The following is an 18,736-nucleotide window of genomic DNA, read 5'->3' on the forward strand; positions in this document are numbered from 1 at the left end:
CGCTTCAAAGGCTAGAAGCGCGGTTTGTCCTTGAGAGCATCGTCAGTTTCGAACCCGTTGGGCTCTTGCTGCACGTTGCGTCGAGGGCTCCGATCTTCACCAGTAGGCTGTGAGCGGACTGCACGAGGACGTGACGCTGGCTTTTCAGCTGGTACGGGTGTCGCCCGTTGCTCCGATTGGCTAGAACCGCTCTCGCTCTCGCGCATGCGGTCCAACAGATTCACGAGCGTGGCATCAACTTCGGTGAACCACCGATCATCGCCACCGTTGGTCGCGGGGACCTTTCGGGTGCGAAGAGTGCCTTCGACGTACACCTTGGTACCAGTTTGAGCATAGCGATCCAGGAAGTCCACGGTGCTCTTGTCACGGACCTGAACCTTGTTCCACTCGGACCGCTCTTTCAACTCACCCGATTCACGGTCTTTCCACTTTTCAGTGGTACAGACGGAGAAGTGCGCCACCCTGTCGCCGCTAGGAAAGGTGCGGAACTCAGGCGGGTTGCCCATGTTCCCCAAAAGCACAACTCTATTCACTGCTTTCATATCGTTCTCCAGATTGCGCGACATCCGACCCAGCGGGTTGGTTGTCGCTGGGTTATGACCTGGCACTACGCACAGGGTCAATTGATTGGCTTTCCCGAAGCCGACTAGCAGATGCGTTCAAGACGCTTCACCGTCTGAGGAACCATGACGACCTGTTCGATCAACATGAACTCATTCAGAAGGCGGATGAAGGCGCTACGCGTTATGTCGCAGGCCGAGTCAAATGCACGCACCAGGTCCAGTCGATCTCGCAGATCGTCCATGGACCAGTCCAGCATGTCCCGATAGGTCACCCCGTGGTCGATGCCAGAACCAATGACCCGAGACCACGACAGCGGCTTTTTCAGGTTTGAGCGAAGCCCACCACATTCACCGCAATGGCTCGACTGTGGCGACACCAGCTGATTGCTCAGATGGCCGCATTGACGGCAAGTGCTCTTGTAACCAGGGTCATAGACCTCAGCCTCAAACAGCACAAGGTGGCCAGAGTTCCGCCCCATCGGACTGATTTGGTAGCGGCCCTGCATGTCATCCTGAAATCCACGGAGACATCCACGAAGCTCCCGCCAGTAGTCGTCAGACTGCATGATGGAAACGGCTTTCTCGCTTTCGCTGCGGTTGAGCCCCAGGCGATGGAGCTTGACGCAGTGGGAGTAGCTGGTCAGCGGATGAACCCCGGAATTCGTTTGGTAACGAGGGTGGCCGGTAAGGAATTTCGCAATGCCATCTTTGGTTTTTGGCGCTGCTGAAGTATTGAAAAACATGTGATCTCCGAATGAATGCGGAGGCATGTCACCCAACGGGGAAACATGCCCCCTATGGGTTAAATAAATGCGTCGTTTGAATGAGGCGACGACCTCCTTTACTTTCATCCATTACGGCTGAAAGATAAAACTGTGTTTTCCGCTGGGATCATCGAATCCCACTGGAAAACACACCCAGCCGAAGCTGGGGGTGTCTCACAACATCAACGGTCAGAGATCAGCTCGGAAATAACTCCTGAGACTGTTCTTCGATCCGCTTGATCGCCATGTCGTACTGGTAGTTCAGGTCATCTTCTTCTCGACCAGAGCACAGAGGCTTGGCTTTCAAATACAGATCACTGATAACCGTCTCCGTCGTGGCAATTCGCATTTCTGCGAGGAGGTCCTGCAGGCTCTTGCTTGAGGCAGTTTGCTTGCTGGCAGCTTTTGCTGGCGCCGCTGGTGACGAAGCCTGCGGAGATGGTGCTGTAGTCGCCTTTGCAGCAGTACCACTTCCCGCTGCTGGAGCCTGAGGGCTTGCAGTGGGTCGCGGCGTGCTTCGAGGCGCAGCGCTTGGCCGTGGGCCTTGCTGGCGAGGCTGCTCGGGACTTTGAGGAGCATTGCGTGCAGCAGCCTGCTGCTCGTATGCATCACCAAAGTTCGGGGGCTCGTAGGTGCCATCGGCCGCCTGCTTGAGTGTCAGCGACTGCGAAACACCCAGATTGGCTGCGGTATCCAAGGCCAAAGCGGTGCTCAGATCCGTAGACATGGGCAGCTTGTTGCACAAGGAGCGAAGAACCGTCTTGAGTCCCATCGGCACATAGTCATCAATCCAAGGCGAGGGACGCCCGAACTGCATGGCTGCTTTGAAGCCGGAGCTTTCGTCACGGATCTTGTTGACCTGGCCCTCGCTCATGGTCACGTAGGTCCGTTCACCCGACTTCAGTGCTGCTACCGCGTAGAAGCCTGTCACCAGGCCCCGCTCCTCATCCGATGCGAGAAACCCGTTATGGCACAGGGGCTCATGGATGAATTCGCGTCGCAGACCGTAGGTCTGGATGAAGCGGTCGTTCTGTCGAACTTCCTGGGCGTAGATGTCGATGGCGTGCCGCCCTTGCAGGACGAGCTTCATAAGCCCCTTGTAGCCGGGGACCAATTGACACTCCTTCTTGAAGGGAACCAAGAACGCTTCACCGTTCTGTCCGATCTCAAGCCCCAACTGGGAGGCCTGGACCACCGCAGCAAGGATGCTCAGAGGTTCGCACTTTTGAAGGCTATCACTGCGTCGGAACGCGGTGAGAGCGATTCGCATGATGCGATCAACATCCAGATGCTTGGGCAGTGCTTTCAGCACCGCTCCTCGGTTCTCTTCCAGCAGTTCGGGAAATGGAATCGCATTGAGCTGCGCGCTCAGCGACTCCCCACCGCTGTTGCGGATGTTTTGCATTGTCTGACTCATGGTGAACTCCAAAATTTGCAGAGACACCACCCCACTACGGGGATATGGTCCCCGCGTGGGTTGCAGAAAATCAGGCTTAGCCTGGTTGAAGCTCAGGCGTATTCAAGCCTTGCTCGTTTGATACTCCACTCAGGGAGATCGATCACCTCTTCTTCACAGAATGGCTGTGGTTGATAGCCTGGCCAGCTATCGTTCTTGCTGCACCACTCCAGCAACTGGAGAGCCATCCGGTACTTCCGGCGCCCTACCTCGATGCTTTCCTGGCCCATTCGGTAGAGCGCGACACTGTGTGGCGCAGCTGACTCGACCGTCAAGAAATAGAACGGTACTTCGCGTCCAATCGCGAGCTTCACTGCGTCCGTGTAGAACGCAGCTTGCAGGTCGTAACCGTAGTCATCAAGGGATCTGCGAAATGCTGCCTTCGAGGCGTCTGCGGTGGTCTTGAGGTCAATGATCGCGACAATTTGCCCGTTCTCATCAACCACTACCATGTCGCAACGAATACGGCACATGATGCCGGTGTCTTCGTCGCTCCAAAAGTAGCTTTTTTCTGTGACCGACTGGATGCGCAACGATGTTGCTTTGACGTGCTCACCGATCTTTTTCAAGATCGCCTGAACCGCGTGCATGTCATCCGAGTCCAGCAGGACTTTGCCCTGAGCTGCCTTTTCGTACTCCTCGGCTTTAAGCTTGCCTTCCTTGGTGCGCTTATCGATCTTCGGGACCTCCATGTAGGCATCCTTGAATCGTTCTGGCTCCAGGTATGCGCAGTGAAGCGCGGTCCCGAACTTCAGGGTGTCAGTCTCCTTGAAAGGAGCTGTCATGTAGTGCTTGAAGTGCTCAGGCGAACGAAGAATTCGTACCAGGCCAGAGTGGCCGACGATCCCTTTGTCCGCGTGATACTCCTCCGCTGAGATGTCGATGAAAACATCAACCTCTCGCATGGCGACAGCGCCTGTGCTGGCAGTCGCAATGGCTGGGAGCCTGTCAGCCTGGAGGCCGACAAATCCATCAACTTCCTTCATTGGAATCTCCTATTAACGGAGACACCAATCCCCTGCGGAACTGGCGTCCCGCGAGGGTTAAAAAGTCACTTTCGTGACGGCATTGCTATTCGCTTGAAGCGGGTCAGCTAACCCATCGACTCTCCCCGATTACCAGGAAGGGTGGAAATCTTTCAGATGCACTCTGTACGCAATGCATTTGAAAGACCCCGCCATTGAGTTAACAACGGCGGGCTCTCTCAAGCGGTCTTTTTTGCCACCATGCCCGCAGAACGCAGCGCATTGCGCACCATCGTTCGCGTTTGGGCAGACACGCGGTCTGGCTCCTGGCGCAATTGATTGTGCAGGTTGCCTGCATCTCGGAAGGGAATGGCATTAAGAACTCGCTGAAGTGTTTGATTGCTCATGTCTATCCCCTTGGCTCAACCCCAGACACGACGCTTTGCAGCGATTACGTGCTTGGAAATCAATACACCGGTGAAGACACAGACGGACAAAACAGCAAAACTCATGATGGCTCCTTCGGCAGGTTGTTGAAACCTGCGAAGTGCTCACATGACATGAAATGTCCGTGGCACCCCGCAGGCCAAAGGGCTCTCGGAGAAAGCAATTTGGCCTGCGGGATGAACCACAAACGGCTTCAGCCCCCCAACGTGAGTTGGGGGACTGAAACGGATTACTTACTGAAGACGGCTCAGCTCAGCCAGGGCTGTGACGAAACCAGTCTTGTAAAGAACGCCAGCAACAGCAGCACATGCAAAAACAACGATCATGGTGAACTCCAAAGTTGTCCTTGGGCACACCAATCCCCCTTGGGAGTTGTGTATCCCAAGGATGTTGAAAACCTCACTTTCGTGAGGCACTTGCACTGCACAGCCGTTGAGGCTGAACAATGTTCTGCACACGCAATCAAGCACCAATACCACTACGGCATCAGAGTTCATTGAGTGTGAAAAACGGCCCGCATCGCGCGGGGCGGAAAGAAAAGCCCTTTCGGGGTCGATTCCTTCAGAAATGCCAATACGGCACAGATTGCAGCGGGTTGCCCAGCTCAGCCCCAACGGGGAAGAGTTCAGGTCTTACACGGGCGCCCAATCCAACTGCAATGACCCGCAGTGTGGGGGTTGGGAGCTTCGCTCCAATCAGATGCTTTGGCATCTAGGGAACGCGCAAGGCGTTCAAAAAAAAGTTCACAGAACAGCCTAAGCTGACTGGTTGCGCACGCAGCACAACTACTGGTTGAGAAAAGAGGACCAGCTCCGCTTGCTAGGGGATGGCGTTACGCACATCACTCCAAGTGGCTCGAATCTTAGCGACAGGACTTTGCAGCCGTCAAGCCTTCGCGCGAAAAAATTGCCAAGCCCCCCTGCACGACACCCTCAGAAATCGAAAGGTTCGAGTTTTCCGTGCTTTTCAAGGGTGTTTTGAAGGGGGCCGGTCCATACCATGAATCCACCGTTGTCCACACCTATGGAGGTTTTTCATGGCTGCAGTGCCAAGCGATATCGCGTCAACTCAGGCTGAGGCTTTGGGCGCACCCGCCCCCTCATCCCCCACAACCAAAACCAAGAAGCCGAAAGCAGTGGCTGTGCCCGTCAGCGATGCGGCAAGCAACGAGAGCGGCACCGGCCCTCTCTCCGAGCCTGCAGCAACAGCTGCTGACGCTGCTGCGGCCGCGAAGGATCAGGCGCCTGCCGCAGTGACAGCTCCGAAAGCTGGAACGCCTGCGGACGGGAAGAAGAAAAAGACGACACCGTGGTTTGTTGATCGCACCGAGCGCACCTTGCGCAATCGCGCAAACCAGTCGTTCCCTATTCTCATCAAGTCTGTGACGCTGAAATCCCACCATGCCCAGGACATTCTGGAACGCACCGGCAAACAGTGGTCTGAGGCGATGATTACGCTCTCCGAGACCATGCGTAATTTCAAACCTGAGGACCAGTGCGTTGAAGTCGATGCTGCGGTGGATCGGCTCCTCGATGAGTCGTTCGGCCACATCAAGACCAACATCGCACGCCTGGATAAGCTTGCAGAAGCTCAAGGCCTTGAAGTGGACGATATGGAGACACAATATTCCAAGCCTGCAAGCTACAAGCTTCAGGTGCTTTCGCCCCGCGAGTTCCGTTTCCATACCCTGCTGCAAGAACTGGACAAGATGTGTGACCTCATCGACAAGATGTGGTACTTCACTCTTGTCACGGATCGCAACCGCAGCCAAATTCCCTACGAAGCCAAGCGCCAGATCATCCGCATGGTCAACCGCGTCCGCACACTCGTGTATCGGGCACAGGCTTCTTCGCAGCGTGCGGGGGCGCCTGACGCGGCCGATCCACGCGTCGGCACTATCCTTGATCCGAACGCAGCAAAGACCGAAGCGCAGGCGCCCAACGTTGGTTCACCTGAAGACACAGGCGAAGCTGCTGCGGCCCAGGAACAGGCTGTCGCAGAAGCGGCTTAATCGCAAGCTGCACCTTGGATTTCAATCCGTTTCAGGCGCGTGCAGTAACCACGCCGGGGCATCTCACCGTTCTTGCATGTCCCGGCTCCGGTAAAACACGCGTCCTCTCGTCCCGCGCCGCCCACCTGATCAACGAGCACGAAATCGGTCGCCTCTGCGCCGTGACGTTCACGCGTGATGCAGCGACAGAGTTGCGCAACAGAATCCTTGCGTCGTGCGGCCCCCAACACACGCGCCGTATCGCAGTAGGCACTTTTCACTCTCTGGGGCTCGAACAGGAACGTCGAAGCAACAACGGCAAGATGCCCAGGCTGCTCAACGATGGCGAGCGAGGAATGATCCTCAAGAGCTGCTGGAAGTCCATTGCCCCCAAGCTCACCTATGAAGAGATTCTGCGTGAGGTCGATATGTGCAAATCCAAGGTGGATGGGCATGTATTCGAGGACCCTCGCATTGAGGATGTCTTTCGCGCGTATGAGGCGACCCTCGCGGCAGACAACACCATGGACTTCGCGGACATTCTGCTGCGCTCTGTACGTGGAATGCGAAACGGAACCCTGAAGCCGCTGCCATGTGCGTGGATGCTCGTGGACGAAGGCCAGGATATGGACCTCGTGCAGAAAGAATGGATCTTGGAGCACGGCCGAAATGGCACTCACATTACGCTCGTCGGTGATGACGACCAAAGCCTCTATTCTTTTCGCATGGCACTGGGCTACAAGGGCCTCGTCGCGGTCACTGAGGCACTTGGTTCGATTGAGCTGACTCTACCTGTCAACTACCGGTGCGCGCCGAACATCCTTGAACACGCTGCGAAGCTGATTCGCCGCAACAAGGATAGGGCTAACAAGAACATCAAGGCTCACAAGGAAGTGCCAGGCGAGATATCTGTGAGCCGTTACCCGACTCGCCCTGATGAGGGGAAAGCGATTGCCGAATTCCTCAAGGCGCTGCAGCCGATGGGGGAGTGGGCCGTTTTAGCTCGTACCAACGGCATGCTGGATGAAATTGAGATGTGCCTCAACAGTGCCGGCATCAGCACCACCAGAAGCGGTGGGAAGAGCTTTTGGGAACATGGCGTTGGGCTTGTCGTGCTATCGCTCCTTCGCTCCGTTGACAACAACTCGTGGTTAGGCGCAAGCCAAGCACTCGCGCATTGCGGTGTATCACTTTCCTGGTTGAACGGGTTTTCAGCAAAGCGCGGGACATGCATTGAAAAGCTCACGGAGGCATATGAATCAGCACCTGATGACCACGCCCGGAAGAAGACTTTGGCTCTTCGTGAGGGGATGATTTCTTGGCAGTACCAGTCCAGCAGACAACGGGTAAATCTTGCCATCTGTGGCGTGCTCGACTTCGTGCGCGACAACTCCCGAGAGTCACTGAAGAAGATGTTGGAATCAGTGAAGTCGAGTCTTACGGACAAGCGTGTAACAGGCACATTGGCCCAGAGGATCTCCAGGCTGCAGCGGGCCCAGGCTACCGAAGAGGTTGTCGAAAGTGGCGTTGTCCAGCTCATCACCTTGCACTCCTCGAAAGGCTTGGAGTTCGACAATGTATGGATCGTTGGATGCGAGGAAGGCAACCTTCCCCACACTGATTCCACTGAAGAGGAAGAGCGGCGCCTGATGTATGTCGGCATGACGCGCGCCCGATCCCGGCTCATCCTCTCCAGCTCAATGGAAGACGGTATGGAGTCGCGGTTCCTGGAAGAGGCGGGGCTCTGACACCCGATCCGCGCACTACCATTTCGCTAAGATGTGGTCCCAAACTGCAAAGGACCGCACATGACAGCCTTCAACGAGGCATTCCGAACTGAAATTGCACGCATTGCCCGCAAGGAATCCAAGAAGGAATTGGACCATCTGCGGAAAGCTGTCAGTTCTCAGCGGTCGGAAATTGCTTCACTGAAACGCTCCTTGCACGAGCTGGAACGAACAGTGAAGCTGACTGTTCGCCGTCTTCCAGCACCAGAACCAAAGCAACCGAAGGTCGCAACAAAAAGCAAAGGCGTTTCGACTGAGGCGCTGGTGGCCAAACGTGAGGCTCTGTCCCTAACGGTCGCGGAGATGGCTATTCTGCTCAACGTGAGCCCATTGACCCTGCGTCGATGGGAGGCTCAGGAAGCATTCCCTCGAAAAATGCACCATGAGCGCATTCATGCCGTCTTGGCTTTGGGCAAACGGCAAGCAAAGCGCCTGTTGACTGAAGGTGAAAGCCCCGAATAGAGGCTCTTAGATCTGGGTGGGGTAGTTCTCCCTCGCCCAAATCTCAGGCCTGCACAGCCGATCCTGCGGCTGCGGGCTTGTAGCGAATGTGCTGCCCTTTCACCTGGAATATTTTGGCGTTGGCTTCAATGATGACGTTGAGACCCTTCCGGTCCTTCGCAATCCCAGCGGCGAGTGCCGCGCTACGCATCTCTATCCGGTCGATGTAGCGCCACCCATCTTCCACTTTGTCCGCCGCGCATCCGTCCAGAACTCCAAAGACTGCCGCAACGCGCGGATCGAGAGTGCCAAGTGGTGAAGCAGAATCATCGGGGATTGCATCTTCAGGTGTGACCTGCTGACGGGAGGTTGGCTTGACCGTTGCCTGGCTCTTGGGAGCCATTGATTGCGGAGCACTTGCCGCGATTCGCGCTTGATTGGAAGCGATTTCGGCTTTTGCTTGAGCAGCCTTTCGCGGCTTTGGAGTTGCAGGTGACTTCTCTGACCGCGCTTCTTTGCGATCTTCAGATTTCGAACCGTCCAACAATGGGAGTTGACCGGAACTCTCTGGTCGAGACACGACCTTTTCCTTGGCCTGCACCTGGGGCTCCGAGTGTCGTGCAGACATCTTTTCAAACTGATCGTGCTCGGAGGGCGCAGCCTCATTTGTTTCAACTGGTGGAAGCGCATCTGCCTCGCCTGGGGAATCCTGACGTTCGGCCCGCCCCTTCACGGAAGGGTTGCTGTGTAGATCGGGGTTGTACTTCGCGTGATAAAGCAGAGCGTCACCAGGTTCTGGCATCAACCGCAAGGCCTTGCTGTCTTCACCCTGAAATTTGGAGTCCACGAGTTTGACGAACGGCATGTCCTGGTCAACCCAGATCCAGCCATTCTTTCCGCACTCGTCAAGGATGGTCTTTGCTGTCAAACCGTAATTTGCGAAGCAGCCTGGCCAGCGCAGAAGAACCATCTCTTGCTCGTCCACGCGTACATCGACACCCCACTGTTTCGCACCTGTCTGCAGATCGTCTGCAAGAGCCAAGAACAGTTCGCCAACTGAGCCGGAGAACTCCAGTTCAGGTGGTTGGGTGAAGTTGCCCTTCTTGCGCTTTTTCTTCTTTGTCGATTCAGTGCCGTTGGCTTCAGGAGCAGTGGCTTCGTCGGGTGCAGTTAACTCAGGAACCCTTTCCGCACCTTCGGTTGCAGCTGATTTCAGCTTCACTCCAACTGGCTTCGAAATGGCCATTGGCGAATCGGTCGAACCGACTTTTTGCACCTGGCGCACCTTCGGTTGCTTCTTACCACCTTCACCAGGGCTTGCTTCGACTCCAAGAATCTCCCCAGTTTCGGGGTCGATGTCCAGCTTACGCAGAGGTGGCTTGGGGGTCTCGCAGTCTTCGGCTGGTGCTGGTGCAGCTGCCGTGGTCAATTCCGCTGGTGAGTCGGGCGTGGACTTGGTGGCAGTTCTGATTGCCTCTACTGAGGTTTTTACAGATCCCGCAGCGCCATTGGCCTGACCGTCTGGTGGGGGTGCCAGAGGATCGCGAACTGCTCCTGCAGCGTCCTGCTTGGCCCTTGCATGCACTGGTGAGGTGGGTTCTTCTGGGGCATCAGCTTGTGCGCCCCCCCCGCTGGGCTCTTCATCCTCGCCATTGAGTAGCCGCCCTGCTACAGCGGCAATCGGGGTAGACGAGATCATTGCGTCATCGCGCAATCGAATGCAGACCAGAGACTTGTTGGGGATCTTGGCTTCAAGTTCCGCAGGAACAATTCTCCAGAATCTCTCCTCCCCGGTCTCACGGACGAAGGCAAGGCCTCGTTCGAGCAGCATGTCGAGAATGCCGTCAGGAGTTCTGGGGAACCCCTTCAGATCATCGGAGCGCACCTTGGCTGCAATTTCTTCACCAGAGGCTGGCCAGACAAGGTAGATGCCACCATTGATGTTCCAGACGCGCGCACCCAACTCGTTGACTTGCCAGATGCCCTCTTTGATCAGGCGGCGCATGATATCCATCAGATGGCGCTCGATGGGCACTCCCAGTTCGTAGCCAGCCATTGCTACACCCATGGTCTTGAGATCGCGCTCGGTACTAGATGAGTCGGCCCTGATCACCAGGTCATACAGTGGATTGGTCGCGCCAGGATTCCCGCTCAGGGCTTCCATCAGCCACACGACCAGTTCTGTGCCCCCCTCATCGATCCACTGCAGGGCTTCGGGCCCGATGATTCGCTCGGCCAATAAATTCGACAGAGACACATGCTGCTTTCCCCGGCCAGGTCGCCAGTCGAGGAAATAGGCCTTGAGGCTGTTCCGCTTTGCCCACTCATAGAGATCTTCAGTGAGGGGCTTCCATGTGATGTTGCGATCACTATCCGTGATCGTCATGTCGGTCGCGGGCTTGCCTACGTCATGGCATAGGCCTGCCAGAAATGCGGTGAGTTGCCAGCGTGGCTCTATGGCTCTTCGCTGGGCTGGCGATTTCCCCATGCTGAGCAGCATGTTGTCCGCGCCCTGGAGCGACCACAGAGCGACTTCCATCGAATGGCGCAAGAGCCCCCCAGCACCACGATGGTGATGGGTCTGGGACGCGGGCAGGAGGTGTGCGTAAGCAGCGAATCGTCGCAGAGCCCCGATGTAAAACTGCTCGTACTGTTCAGGAGTGACGATGACGCTACGCTTGTAGTGCGCCAGGATTTCAGGATGCTGCGCAAGCAACCTCTCTGGCTCGATGGTCGGCAACCCCTTCATAAAGGGCGGATAGCGGGGCACTTCGAAATCGACTGCAGCCGGTATCGGGGTTGCTTTGGGAGTGACGGGGGCCTTAGGGGTGAAGAGACTCTTGAACCACTGCATCGCCTACTCGCCCTTGCAATACGGACAGTGAGAGGTCAGGCTCAACTCTCGGTCATAGATATAGCTGATGCGGCAGTTATTGCACTGCATGACAGTCAGCAAGTTAGAGCGAACGTCTCGGAGCGCGTAGTACGCGGCATTTATGTCGAGAACGTTGGAAGGATCTACTTGGCCCAGAAGCGCGTTGTGAGCATGCCAAGTCTGCAACAGTGTTCGCGGCTGTATTTCTTTTGTCTTGTGCAGTCGCTGGTGCAGAAGCACAATTGCTGACAAATTCCTCACCATTTGCACTGTTTTCACATAGGAAAGGGCTGATTCGGGCAGCTTTCCATTCGGTGATCGCTCACCGTGGATTTCCTTCCACATTTTGCGCAGTGGTTCGAGTGTGAGGTCCGTCAGCGCTGCAACAATCGAGAGTCTGAGTTTTGCCTGAATCAGCTCTCTTGCGTACTGCAGTTGCTCCAGCTTTGCGAGTTGCATTGGGCAAAAAATGAATCAGCGACCAGACATGGCGAGCGCCGAAACGCTCAATGCACCCACCGCTGAAGGTGGCGTGTCCAAAACTTGCTTCATCGACTCTTCATCCAATCGCATTGTGAAAAATGTGATGGGCGTAGCGTTGGCGAGTTTGTCGATTTCTTCCAAGCTCATAGTCGAGATTTTTTCTAGCAAACCTTCGGACATACCAGTCACCATAGGGCCAAGATTGACAGTTCCAGAGCGAGCTACGCGCTGTGCGGTCAGCAAGAACATCCGGTTCAATGCTGCAACGTCCTTGATTGGGGTCACGATTCACCTTTACTCACAAATCTTGCTCGCAGTGTATCGTAATGTTCGAAGAAACACGCCTTTTTGCTACCCAGACACGGCAAAAAGTTGCAAATAAGCTATCTTTCAGTTGTGGAAAACCCTAATAAAGAACTCTCTGATGCGATTGGGAAGCGTTTGCGTTTGTGGCGTCGGTCCGTCCATTTGACCCAGGATGACATGGCCCACAAGTTGTCAGTCAACAAGACGACCTATCGGAAATACGAGCTTGGAATGAATGCTCCAGGCGCAGCAGTTCTTGCAGCCGCCTGCAATCATGGTGTCAACATCAATTGGCTCCTGACTGGACTAGAGCCAATGCTCTGGACTCTTGACGAGCCCCCTGACTGGGCCAAGGATGACGTGCTCGAAGAGTTGTGCAGGACTCTGGAGAGGCTGCGCGTCCTGGACCCCTCAAAATACGAAATGCTGGCTCGCGGGTTCATCGCTCGCAGCGCTGAAGCAAGAGAGCACGCAGAACTCAAACGTGCTGCTGCAGCCCCCCATACCGTCGATCTACTCCCGCCCCCTACCCCATCGGGTTTCCAGGAGCTGTTGGACAGCCACATCATGGATCTGCTGCCCGATGCGTCTAAGCCATTCAGCGACTTGCCACCGCCTGTCAGAACTGACGAAACGAACGACTAGGCGACGCACGCATCCTGAACTGCAAGCTGATGCGCCATCACACTGAAATAGCTGTGCTGGCGCCACAGGCTTCGATCACCGATCACATAGAGCCGCTTCTTGCCACGGGACACGGCAACGTTGAGCAGGTTCGGCTTGCTTGCAGCCCAAGCCTTGGCACCCGATGACTTCGGGTTTCCGCCCAAGATCAGGATCACGACATCAGCTTCTTTGCCTTGGGCCGTATGGACGGTGCCTACCTTACCGGCATCCAGATCGAAGACCCTGGCAATTCGGCGAAGTCGAGCGGCACAGTCCCTGAATGGGGAAATCAAAGCCACCTGGTCTTTCGCTACACCCCGCTCCAGCAGATCCCCGATCAGTGTTTGTAGGCACTGGCCCTCAGCATCCACCCAATGCCCTTCGCTGGTCGTAGCTTTCACGTCATACCATGCCGTAGCGGGCCACGGCACATCACCTCGGGCGGGCGTCCCGAAGACCATCAGCCCATCGTAGGCCACCTCATTGCTGATACGGAACATTTCGGGAGCGCATCGCCGATGGAGACGCAGTGGGCAACCGACCCACAGCCTGTCTCCAGGCACTGTTCCAAGGTAGGTGCCGAACCGTGAGGACAGATCCGCCAATCCCTGGGCCGAGTTCCAGCTTGGCATCCACGGCGTGTCCACCCCATAGTGGCGGGCAAGCTCTGACTCTATGCCCTCGGGTACGGTGACAACAGGCTCCAGTTGCAGGGGATCTCCCACTATGACAGTTCGACGCGCCCGCCACACTGCGCACGCAACGTGGGCAGCTTGGGCCTGCCGCCCTCATCAACCAGCACATAGCCAATGGATTCACGGGGCGCCTTCGCAAACATTCGAGGGAAGGAGGCGAACGTGGCGGACACGACTGGAACTACCAGACAGAGCGATTCAAGTGCAGGGGCGACGAGGTTGCCGTCAACCCGTTTGCCCGCCAGCCAGTCACAGGCGATAGCCAAATTGGCCGCCATCTGTACGGGGTGCGCCTCGAAGAAAGCCCGATGAAGCTCAAGAGCCGCCAGGAACACTTCCTCGCGCGCTGCCAGCCATCTTGGTTCGCCCCAAGGCGTTACGTGCTCACGCTGCTCCTGGTCCATGTCAACATCAAGCCATGCGCCCCCGAGTTGATTCATCGCCCGACCAAGATCGCTCTCAAGTTCCGCCCGAAGAGTTCTGAGCTTTGAAGCATGGGCGGTCGCAGCGCCAACCCTCAAGTTGAGACGGGCTCCGCTGACACGCAGATCCAATATCAAGCGCTCCAATTGGCTAGATTGGTCACGCCATTGGGTCACCCAACTCCTCGCGATATCGAGATTCGTGACCAGCCCCTCCCTGTCGGAACGCCACAAGGCTCTCGCCTTACCCAAGGTAGTCAGCGTGTGCCACAGGCCGGGAGCGCAGTCTTCATGCCGTGCCAGGGCATCTCTGGCATGTGATTCATGCTCCTCGGCCTTAGCAAGAGAACCATTGAGTTCAGACAGACGGATCTCAGCTTTTGAAAGCGAATCACGAGATTCGAATTGCTCCACTTCCGCATCTCGCAAACTGCACTCAGCCTGCTGTGCTTCTGACACGAGCTGGGCAATCTTTGCTGGCATTTCAGCGGCTTCAGACACCCGCTTGCGGCACGCGGCTTCATGCTTCAGTGCGGCCTTGAAACGGGCAACAGCGGTTCCCCAGTCAATGCGAGGTGCGATGTCACCACTCACAAGGCCGCGAAGGTGTTCGCGCATGGGTTGTGCTGCTGCACCCTCTTGCCTCTTGCTTCGCTGACCCCACCAGAAACGCGACACAAAGTCAGTGCGATTGCGTCTGTTGCCAAGGGGGGCGGCAAGAAGTCCCCATGCCGATTTACCGGAAACGATCTCAGCAAGCTCGGGGAAGTAACTTCCACGATCCGCAACTCTAGCTGGCACTGCGTCTCGCCCAGGCATTTCCAAGGTCACATTTTCTGCAGCACCGTTTCCGTTGGTGGCCACCACAATCGAGAATCCCCGCAGACTCTCGTGCAGTGGATAAAAGGGCGCCGCGATCTCACCGATCTTGACAATGCTCTTTGATCCAAACGCCTCGTCACCAAGCTTCATCAGGACGCTTGCACGCTCGGTGACAACCTCAGCAACGATGTCGCGCAGAAGTGTCGTTTTGCCCGTGCCTGGAGGGCCGTTCACAGAGAAGAGACCAGCATCATTCCTTAGCGAAGAGAAAATGCTGTTCACCGCGAACTGCTGGCTAAATGCCAGTGCGTGGTCGGCGGGCCACCGGCCTTTCGGCATCTTTTTGGGCGACAGAGCTTCGGCAAGAAGATGGTTGTTCCCCTCCTCACGAACATCCACGCGGGCGCGGATTTTTGCCACCGCTCCACCGTCAAGAAACTGTCGCAGCCCCTTTCCGAAATCCCCACGCTCCACTGCTGCGGTGATCTTCCGCAGATCCGCTGCATAGAAGCTTGAAAGTCCCTCGGAAGATTCGTTTCTGTCCTGGGCCTGGTCTTTGCGGGTGCGCGTGGCACGTACACGGGCAGTCGTGTTTGGATGAACTACGTGGTGCGGGATATTCAGGTGCGAAGCGACCTTAATCACGAGCGCATGCAGCCACTGGCAGGAAGGTTGCTCCTGGTGTTCATGGAACCGTTCAACCTCATGAGCAAGCCACTGCGAGAGGCCCATGGAGATCACATTGAAACCTGTGAAACCGCTTTGTGGATTCTGGACTTCACTTGACGGCTCTGGCAGATCATCGTGACCGCATTCACCGCCTTCTAGCAACTCGTCCAACGTTGCCCCATCACGCAACATGAAGCCAGACGCCCATGCCGAGAGAGACAAGGAGAACGACTGCACAACCGGCATACCGGTGTGATCAAAGCGGAGGTCAAAGAGTCGTGCAACTCCATCTCGCTTGTCGCCTTCTTCCTCATCCACATCGCGCGATAGCGCCTCGACAACAAGGGCCGAAAGTGCATGGGTCTCGTACAGTCCACATTGCGCGTCGTAGACCCAGACCATGTTGGCCTCTATAGGCTTTGCAAGGTGTTCTGGGTCTCTCCACGGGAATGAGTGGTCTATGGATTGCTTGATGCCATACACGGGGCAAGCAACGTCACTCGGATTGACGCGCAATGCGTCTTGCGGGGTCAGCGCCTCAATGGCTTGCCAAAATTCCAGTACGTTGCTATTCACTGTGTTCCCCCTCACTACACGCTCAAGGCGTGTCGATGGTGCCGCGACTCGTTTTGATTTGCTGCCCCACCATGAACCGTTGCTGCGAAAGAATGGGCGTGTGTGGGTTGGTTTTGGTGACAGTCACAAGGTCTAATCCCTGAGGACCATCGGCCAGAACAAATACGGCCATCGCGTCAGAGAAATGCAGATAGACGCAGGACATGCCGTATCGCTGCTGATACTTCCTTGCAACCTCTGGCAGCAGATCTGCGCGAAGCAATCCTTTGTGATTGAGCACCCCAGCTAAAGTGCGCCAGGCCTTGGTCCATCGAGCATCCGGTATCTTGGACAGGTCGTTTTCCGAGTACCGGTCGAGGCCTTCGCTGATTCTTCCAACCCAGCGGTGCATTGCGTGCCTGGTGATCTGGACGGGGCGATTGAGCAAGCCGCACTGCAGCTCCACTCGCGGAAACCTTGGCCCCAGAGAAAGAAGCATCTCAGGCTCTACAGCCTTAGGTTCTTCATCTTTCCAACGTTGCACCTCGTAGGTCGCTTCGAAATATTTGGTTGCCAAGAAGGTTGCTGCAGCTCCCACTGCGGCGCTCTCAGCCTTGCCAGTTCCGTGAACCTTCAGCGATCCCTTCAAAAGCGCCTTGCGAACAGCGCTGGATGAGAGGCATACCCGCATGTCCGTGCCGAGCCTGTTTTCGCCGTGGATTTCGCGAACTTCAAGCAAGTAGTGAAGGGCATGGATTTCAGCCAATGCCGCGCGGTCAGAGGCATGCACCTCATTCACGCTCACCCGGAGGCTCCCCTGTATGGGGCGAGAGTTCGGGTTGGTCTTCCACTTCCAGCGTGTGATGAAGTCACCGCCCTCTACTGGATCTGTGCTGACTGCGAGAACTGACACTTTTATTCCTTGGTTTTATGAACGCCGATCTTGCCTACAAGTCGCGTCCACAGTGAGCTTGATTCCTTTGCCTGCAGTCGCTTGGCGATGGCATGCATTTTCGCGTTCGCATCGCGCAAGGCGTCTAGTTCACTCACCATCTTTTGAACCAGCAACGAAACCGACTCAACCTCCGTAGCGTCACCCTCGTCTTCTGTCGCTGCCAGATGCTCGTCCCTGGCCAGCTGTACCAACTCCGCAAAGGCCAAACGCTCGGATAGTTCCATGGATAGCGCGGCCGTCTTGAGCGACAGCAACAGTTCTCGCACTCGGTTTGCACGCGCGGCGCGCTCCATGCGCGAGACCTTCTTGGCGCCAAAGATTTTTCTCAGGACGCTCTGTTCGCTCACTTGGCAAGCCTGGCTCTCGGTATGGGCTCTCGTCATGTTTGCACTTTCGCTGGACCCCGGTTCATTGCGGGCAGTTGCATTGTAATTGCTTTAGTTGCAATTGACAATTGCATTTATACAATTATCAATTGCACCAAGTTAAGTTCACACTCTGCATGTATAGAGTTCAATTTCTTGACTTGATGCCGCATTGCAACAGACAATTACACTTTCTCGATGGAGCAATTCACACATGTCATTCGCTGATGCTGTCCTCAAAAAATCACCAGCGGGAGGGAACCCACATCACTCCAACGAACCGTTGCACTTCATCTCGACGGGCGGGAACGACAAGAAGGCGGTGGAATACCTCAACGAACTCTTCCCTCGCGCAGCACGAGAGGGTGTGAGCGATGTGCATTTCGAGGACAGCGGAGACAACTGCTTCATCCGCTTTCGCAATCGAGGTGTCCTGGAGATCGTTGATGTGGTGAGCAGGCAACTGTCAGCGGACTTCAACGCGAAAATCCGAATGAAGTCCAAGATGTCGCTCGTGGAGCGGATGGCCCCGCTGGACGGCAAATTTGCCTTCGCTGTTGACGGCCGGGTGGTGGACGTGCGTGTAAGCGTGCTCCCGCTGGGCTCTGGCGAGTCAGTTGTTTGCCGTTTGCTTGATCAATCGGCCCATCTGGTCACTCTGGATGAGCTGCAAATGCCAGAGGACATCCGTTCAGCCATCCGGCATGTCATTTCGCAGCCGCAAGGACTCTTTTTAGTCACTGGGCCCACGGGCTCCGGCAAGACAACGACGCTCTACGGCATCCTCAAACAGATCAATTCCCCAGCCGTCAAGACTATGACGATTGAGGACCCGATTGAATTTCGCATCCAGGGTATCGTCCAGGCCGCAACAAACCTGAAGCTGACATTTGCACGGGCCTTGCGCGCCATGCTTCGCCAAGACCCGGATGTGATTCTGGTGGGCGAAATCCGCGATGAAGAAACGGCAGGCCTGGCCACCCAAGCGGCCTTGACTGGACACATTGTCCTTTCCACCTTGCACGCCAACTCCGCGACAGTGACCCTGAACCGGATGCTGGACTTGGAGGTGGACCCAAACGCTCTCTCAGCGGCTCTCGGAGGCTTTCTCGCCCAACGGCTTGTGAGGACTCTTTGCCCCTATTGCCGCCAGCAGCAGCCTCTCGACGGGTATATCCGCTCCCAAATCATTGAAGCCGGCGTTTCGGAGCAGGAAATCGACGCCATTGGCCTGATCTACACCAACAACCCATCGGGGTGCAGCCATTGCCATGACGGATGGCTCAGCCGTACCCCTGTGTTTGAAATCATCCTGGCAACCCCAGAAGTCCGCATCGCCGTCGAGCACGGCGATCTCAAAGCACTCAAGGCAGCAGCAGCCCTGCAGCCCCAGTACCGCACCCTGTCGCACGATGCCTACCGGCTCGTTGCGAGAGGGATCACCAGCGTCGGAGAGGCCATGGCCGTCACCGGCTCAGCCATGGTCGTGTCGGAAGACGCTACCGATTAG

The 18,736-nt window shown here is 56.2% G+C and carries 17 protein-coding genes; 5 read left to right on the forward strand and 12 right to left on the reverse strand.

Annotation, left to right across the window (positions count from 1 at the left end; translation table 11 throughout):
* Positions 1 to 11: 11 nt before the first annotated feature.
* From ssb to KW843_RS24865, 5 genes are all read right to left on the reverse strand, one after another.
* Positions 12 to 542, reverse strand: coding sequence for a single-stranded DNA-binding protein (gene ssb, locus KW843_RS24845; RefSeq protein ID WP_218297802.1), 531 nt, complete (start codon positions 540 to 542; stop codon positions 12 to 14).
* A 104-nt stretch (positions 543 to 646) separates the two neighbouring features.
* On the reverse strand, positions 647 to 1,306 hold the full coding sequence (locus KW843_RS24850; RefSeq protein ID WP_218297803.1) for a hypothetical protein: 660 nt from the start codon (positions 1,304 to 1,306) through the stop codon (positions 647 to 649).
* A gap of 217 nt (positions 1,307 to 1,523) precedes the next feature.
* On the reverse strand, positions 1,524 to 2,744 hold the full coding sequence (locus KW843_RS24855) for a recombinase RecT (protein ID WP_218297804.1): 1,221 nt from the start codon (positions 2,742 to 2,744) through the stop codon (positions 1,524 to 1,526).
* A 92-nt stretch (positions 2,745 to 2,836) separates the two neighbouring features.
* Positions 2,837 to 3,769: a PD-(D/E)XK nuclease-like domain-containing protein gene (locus tag KW843_RS24860; protein WP_218297805.1), complete on the reverse strand. Its 933-nt coding sequence runs from the start codon at positions 3,767 to 3,769 to the stop codon at positions 2,837 to 2,839.
* A 218-nt stretch (positions 3,770 to 3,987) separates the two neighbouring features.
* A complete protein-coding gene (locus KW843_RS24865; protein ID WP_158605800.1) occupies positions 3,988 to 4,155 on the reverse strand; it encodes a hypothetical protein in 168 nt (55 codons plus the stop codon).
* A gap of 1,076 nt (positions 4,156 to 5,231) precedes the next feature.
* Between KW843_RS24865 and KW843_RS24870 the strand changes: the two genes are divergently transcribed.
* From KW843_RS24870 to KW843_RS24880, 3 genes are read left to right on the forward strand one after another with little or no spacing between them, the layout of a single operon-like run.
* Complete coding sequence (locus tag KW843_RS24870; protein WP_218297806.1) at positions 5,232 to 6,206, forward strand: hypothetical protein; 975 nt, start codon at positions 5,232 to 5,234, stop codon at positions 6,204 to 6,206.
* 14 nt (positions 6,207 to 6,220) lie between these two features.
* Positions 6,221 to 7,933 (forward strand): ATP-dependent helicase, encoded by a 1,713-nt coding sequence (locus KW843_RS24875; protein WP_218297807.1) that lies wholly within the window; start codon positions 6,221 to 6,223, stop codon positions 7,931 to 7,933.
* A gap of 60 nt (positions 7,934 to 7,993) precedes the next feature.
* Positions 7,994 to 8,434: a transcriptional regulator gene (locus tag KW843_RS24880; RefSeq protein WP_218297808.1), complete on the forward strand. Its 441-nt coding sequence runs from the start codon at positions 7,994 to 7,996 to the stop codon at positions 8,432 to 8,434.
* A 43-nt stretch (positions 8,435 to 8,477) separates the two neighbouring features.
* Here KW843_RS24880 and mobH read toward each other — a convergent pair whose 3' ends face one another.
* Genes mobH through KW843_RS24895 form a run of 3 tightly spaced genes read right to left on the reverse strand, consistent with a single transcriptional unit; the run spans position 8,478 to position 12,056 of the window.
* Positions 8,478 to 11,267, reverse strand: coding sequence for a MobH family relaxase (mobH, locus tag KW843_RS24885; protein ID WP_218297809.1), 2,790 nt, complete (start codon positions 11,265 to 11,267; stop codon positions 8,478 to 8,480).
* A gap of 3 nt (positions 11,268 to 11,270) precedes the next feature.
* The gene (locus KW843_RS24890; RefSeq protein WP_121944246.1) at positions 11,271 to 11,747 is read right to left on the reverse strand and encodes a FlhC family transcriptional regulator; all 477 of its coding nucleotides are present in this window, start codon (positions 11,745 to 11,747) and stop codon (positions 11,271 to 11,273) included.
* A 15-nt stretch (positions 11,748 to 11,762) separates the two neighbouring features.
* Positions 11,763 to 12,056, reverse strand: coding sequence for a hypothetical protein (locus KW843_RS24895; RefSeq protein WP_147455736.1), 294 nt, complete (start codon positions 12,054 to 12,056; stop codon positions 11,763 to 11,765).
* 111 nt (positions 12,057 to 12,167) lie between these two features.
* Between KW843_RS24895 and KW843_RS24900 the strand changes: the two genes are divergently transcribed.
* On the forward strand, positions 12,168 to 12,722 hold the full coding sequence (locus KW843_RS24900; protein WP_370628537.1) for a helix-turn-helix domain-containing protein: 555 nt from the start codon (positions 12,168 to 12,170) through the stop codon (positions 12,720 to 12,722).
* On the opposite strand, the gene KW843_RS24905 is transcribed toward KW843_RS24900, so the two are convergent.
* The 4 genes from KW843_RS24905 to KW843_RS24920 all read right to left on the reverse strand — a co-directional run bounded on the left by KW843_RS24905 (position 12,719) and on the right by KW843_RS24920 (position 17,208).
* Positions 12,719 to 13,243: an AAA domain-containing protein gene (locus tag KW843_RS24905; RefSeq protein WP_218297811.1), complete on the reverse strand. Its 525-nt coding sequence runs from the start codon at positions 13,241 to 13,243 to the stop codon at positions 12,719 to 12,721. The two genes, KW843_RS24900 and KW843_RS24905, sit on opposite strands and share 4 nt — an antisense overlap.
* Before the next feature lie 224 nt (positions 13,244 to 13,467).
* Positions 13,468 to 15,927 carry a hypothetical protein gene (locus KW843_RS24910; RefSeq protein ID WP_218297812.1) on the reverse strand — a complete coding sequence of 820 codons (2,460 nt, stop codon included), beginning with the start codon at positions 15,925 to 15,927 and terminating at the stop codon, positions 13,468 to 13,470.
* A 22-nt stretch (positions 15,928 to 15,949) separates the two neighbouring features.
* Complete coding sequence (locus KW843_RS24915) at positions 15,950 to 16,819, reverse strand: hypothetical protein (RefSeq protein WP_218297813.1); 870 nt, start codon at positions 16,817 to 16,819, stop codon at positions 15,950 to 15,952.
* Between the two features lie 2 nt (positions 16,820 to 16,821).
* The gene (locus KW843_RS24920; RefSeq protein WP_218297814.1) at positions 16,822 to 17,208 is read right to left on the reverse strand and encodes a hypothetical protein; all 387 of its coding nucleotides are present in this window, start codon (positions 17,206 to 17,208) and stop codon (positions 16,822 to 16,824) included.
* A 232-nt stretch (positions 17,209 to 17,440) separates the two neighbouring features.
* On the opposite strand from KW843_RS24920, the gene KW843_RS24925 reads away from it, so the two are divergent.
* Positions 17,441 to 18,736 (forward strand): GspE/PulE family protein, encoded by a 1,296-nt coding sequence (locus tag KW843_RS24925; RefSeq protein WP_218297815.1) that lies wholly within the window; start codon positions 17,441 to 17,443, stop codon positions 18,734 to 18,736.

Source organism: Acidovorax sp. sif1233 (assembly GCF_019218755.1).
Taxonomy (GTDB): domain Bacteria; phylum Pseudomonadota; class Gammaproteobacteria; order Burkholderiales; family Burkholderiaceae_C; genus Acidovorax.

Bases quoted from the DNA above. Each gene is read 5' to 3' on its own strand.
- KW843_RS24905 (WP_218297811.1), bottom strand. From the start codon at position 13,243: ATGTTCCGTATCAGCAATGAGGTGGCCTACGATGGGCTGATGGTCTTC.
- KW843_RS24890 (WP_121944246.1), bottom strand. From the start codon at position 11,747: ATGCAACTCGCAAAGCTGGAGCAACTGCAGTACGCAAGAGAGCTGATT.
- KW843_RS24880 (WP_218297808.1), top strand. From the start codon at position 7,994: ATGACAGCCTTCAACGAGGCATTCCGAACTGAAATTGCACGCATTGCC.
- mobH (WP_218297809.1), bottom strand. From the start codon at position 11,267: ATGCAGTGGTTCAAGAGTCTCTTCACCCCTAAGGCCCCCGTCACTCCC.
- KW843_RS24850 (WP_218297803.1), bottom strand. From the start codon at position 1,306: ATGTTTTTCAATACTTCAGCAGCGCCAAAAACCAAAGATGGCATTGCG.
- KW843_RS24855 (WP_218297804.1), bottom strand. From the start codon at position 2,744: ATGAGTCAGACAATGCAAAACATCCGCAACAGCGGTGGGGAGTCGCTG.
- KW843_RS24860 (WP_218297805.1), bottom strand. From the start codon at position 3,769: ATGAAGGAAGTTGATGGATTTGTCGGCCTCCAGGCTGACAGGCTCCCA.
- KW843_RS24865 (WP_158605800.1), bottom strand. From the start codon at position 4,155: ATGAGCAATCAAACACTTCAGCGAGTTCTTAATGCCATTCCCTTCCGA.
- KW843_RS24925 (WP_218297815.1), top strand. From the start codon at position 17,441: ATGTCATTCGCTGATGCTGTCCTCAAAAAATCACCAGCGGGAGGGAAC.
- KW843_RS24870 (WP_218297806.1), top strand. From the start codon at position 5,232: ATGGCTGCAGTGCCAAGCGATATCGCGTCAACTCAGGCTGAGGCTTTG.
- ssb (WP_218297802.1), bottom strand. From the start codon at position 542: ATGAAAGCAGTGAATAGAGTTGTGCTTTTGGGGAACATGGGCAACCCG.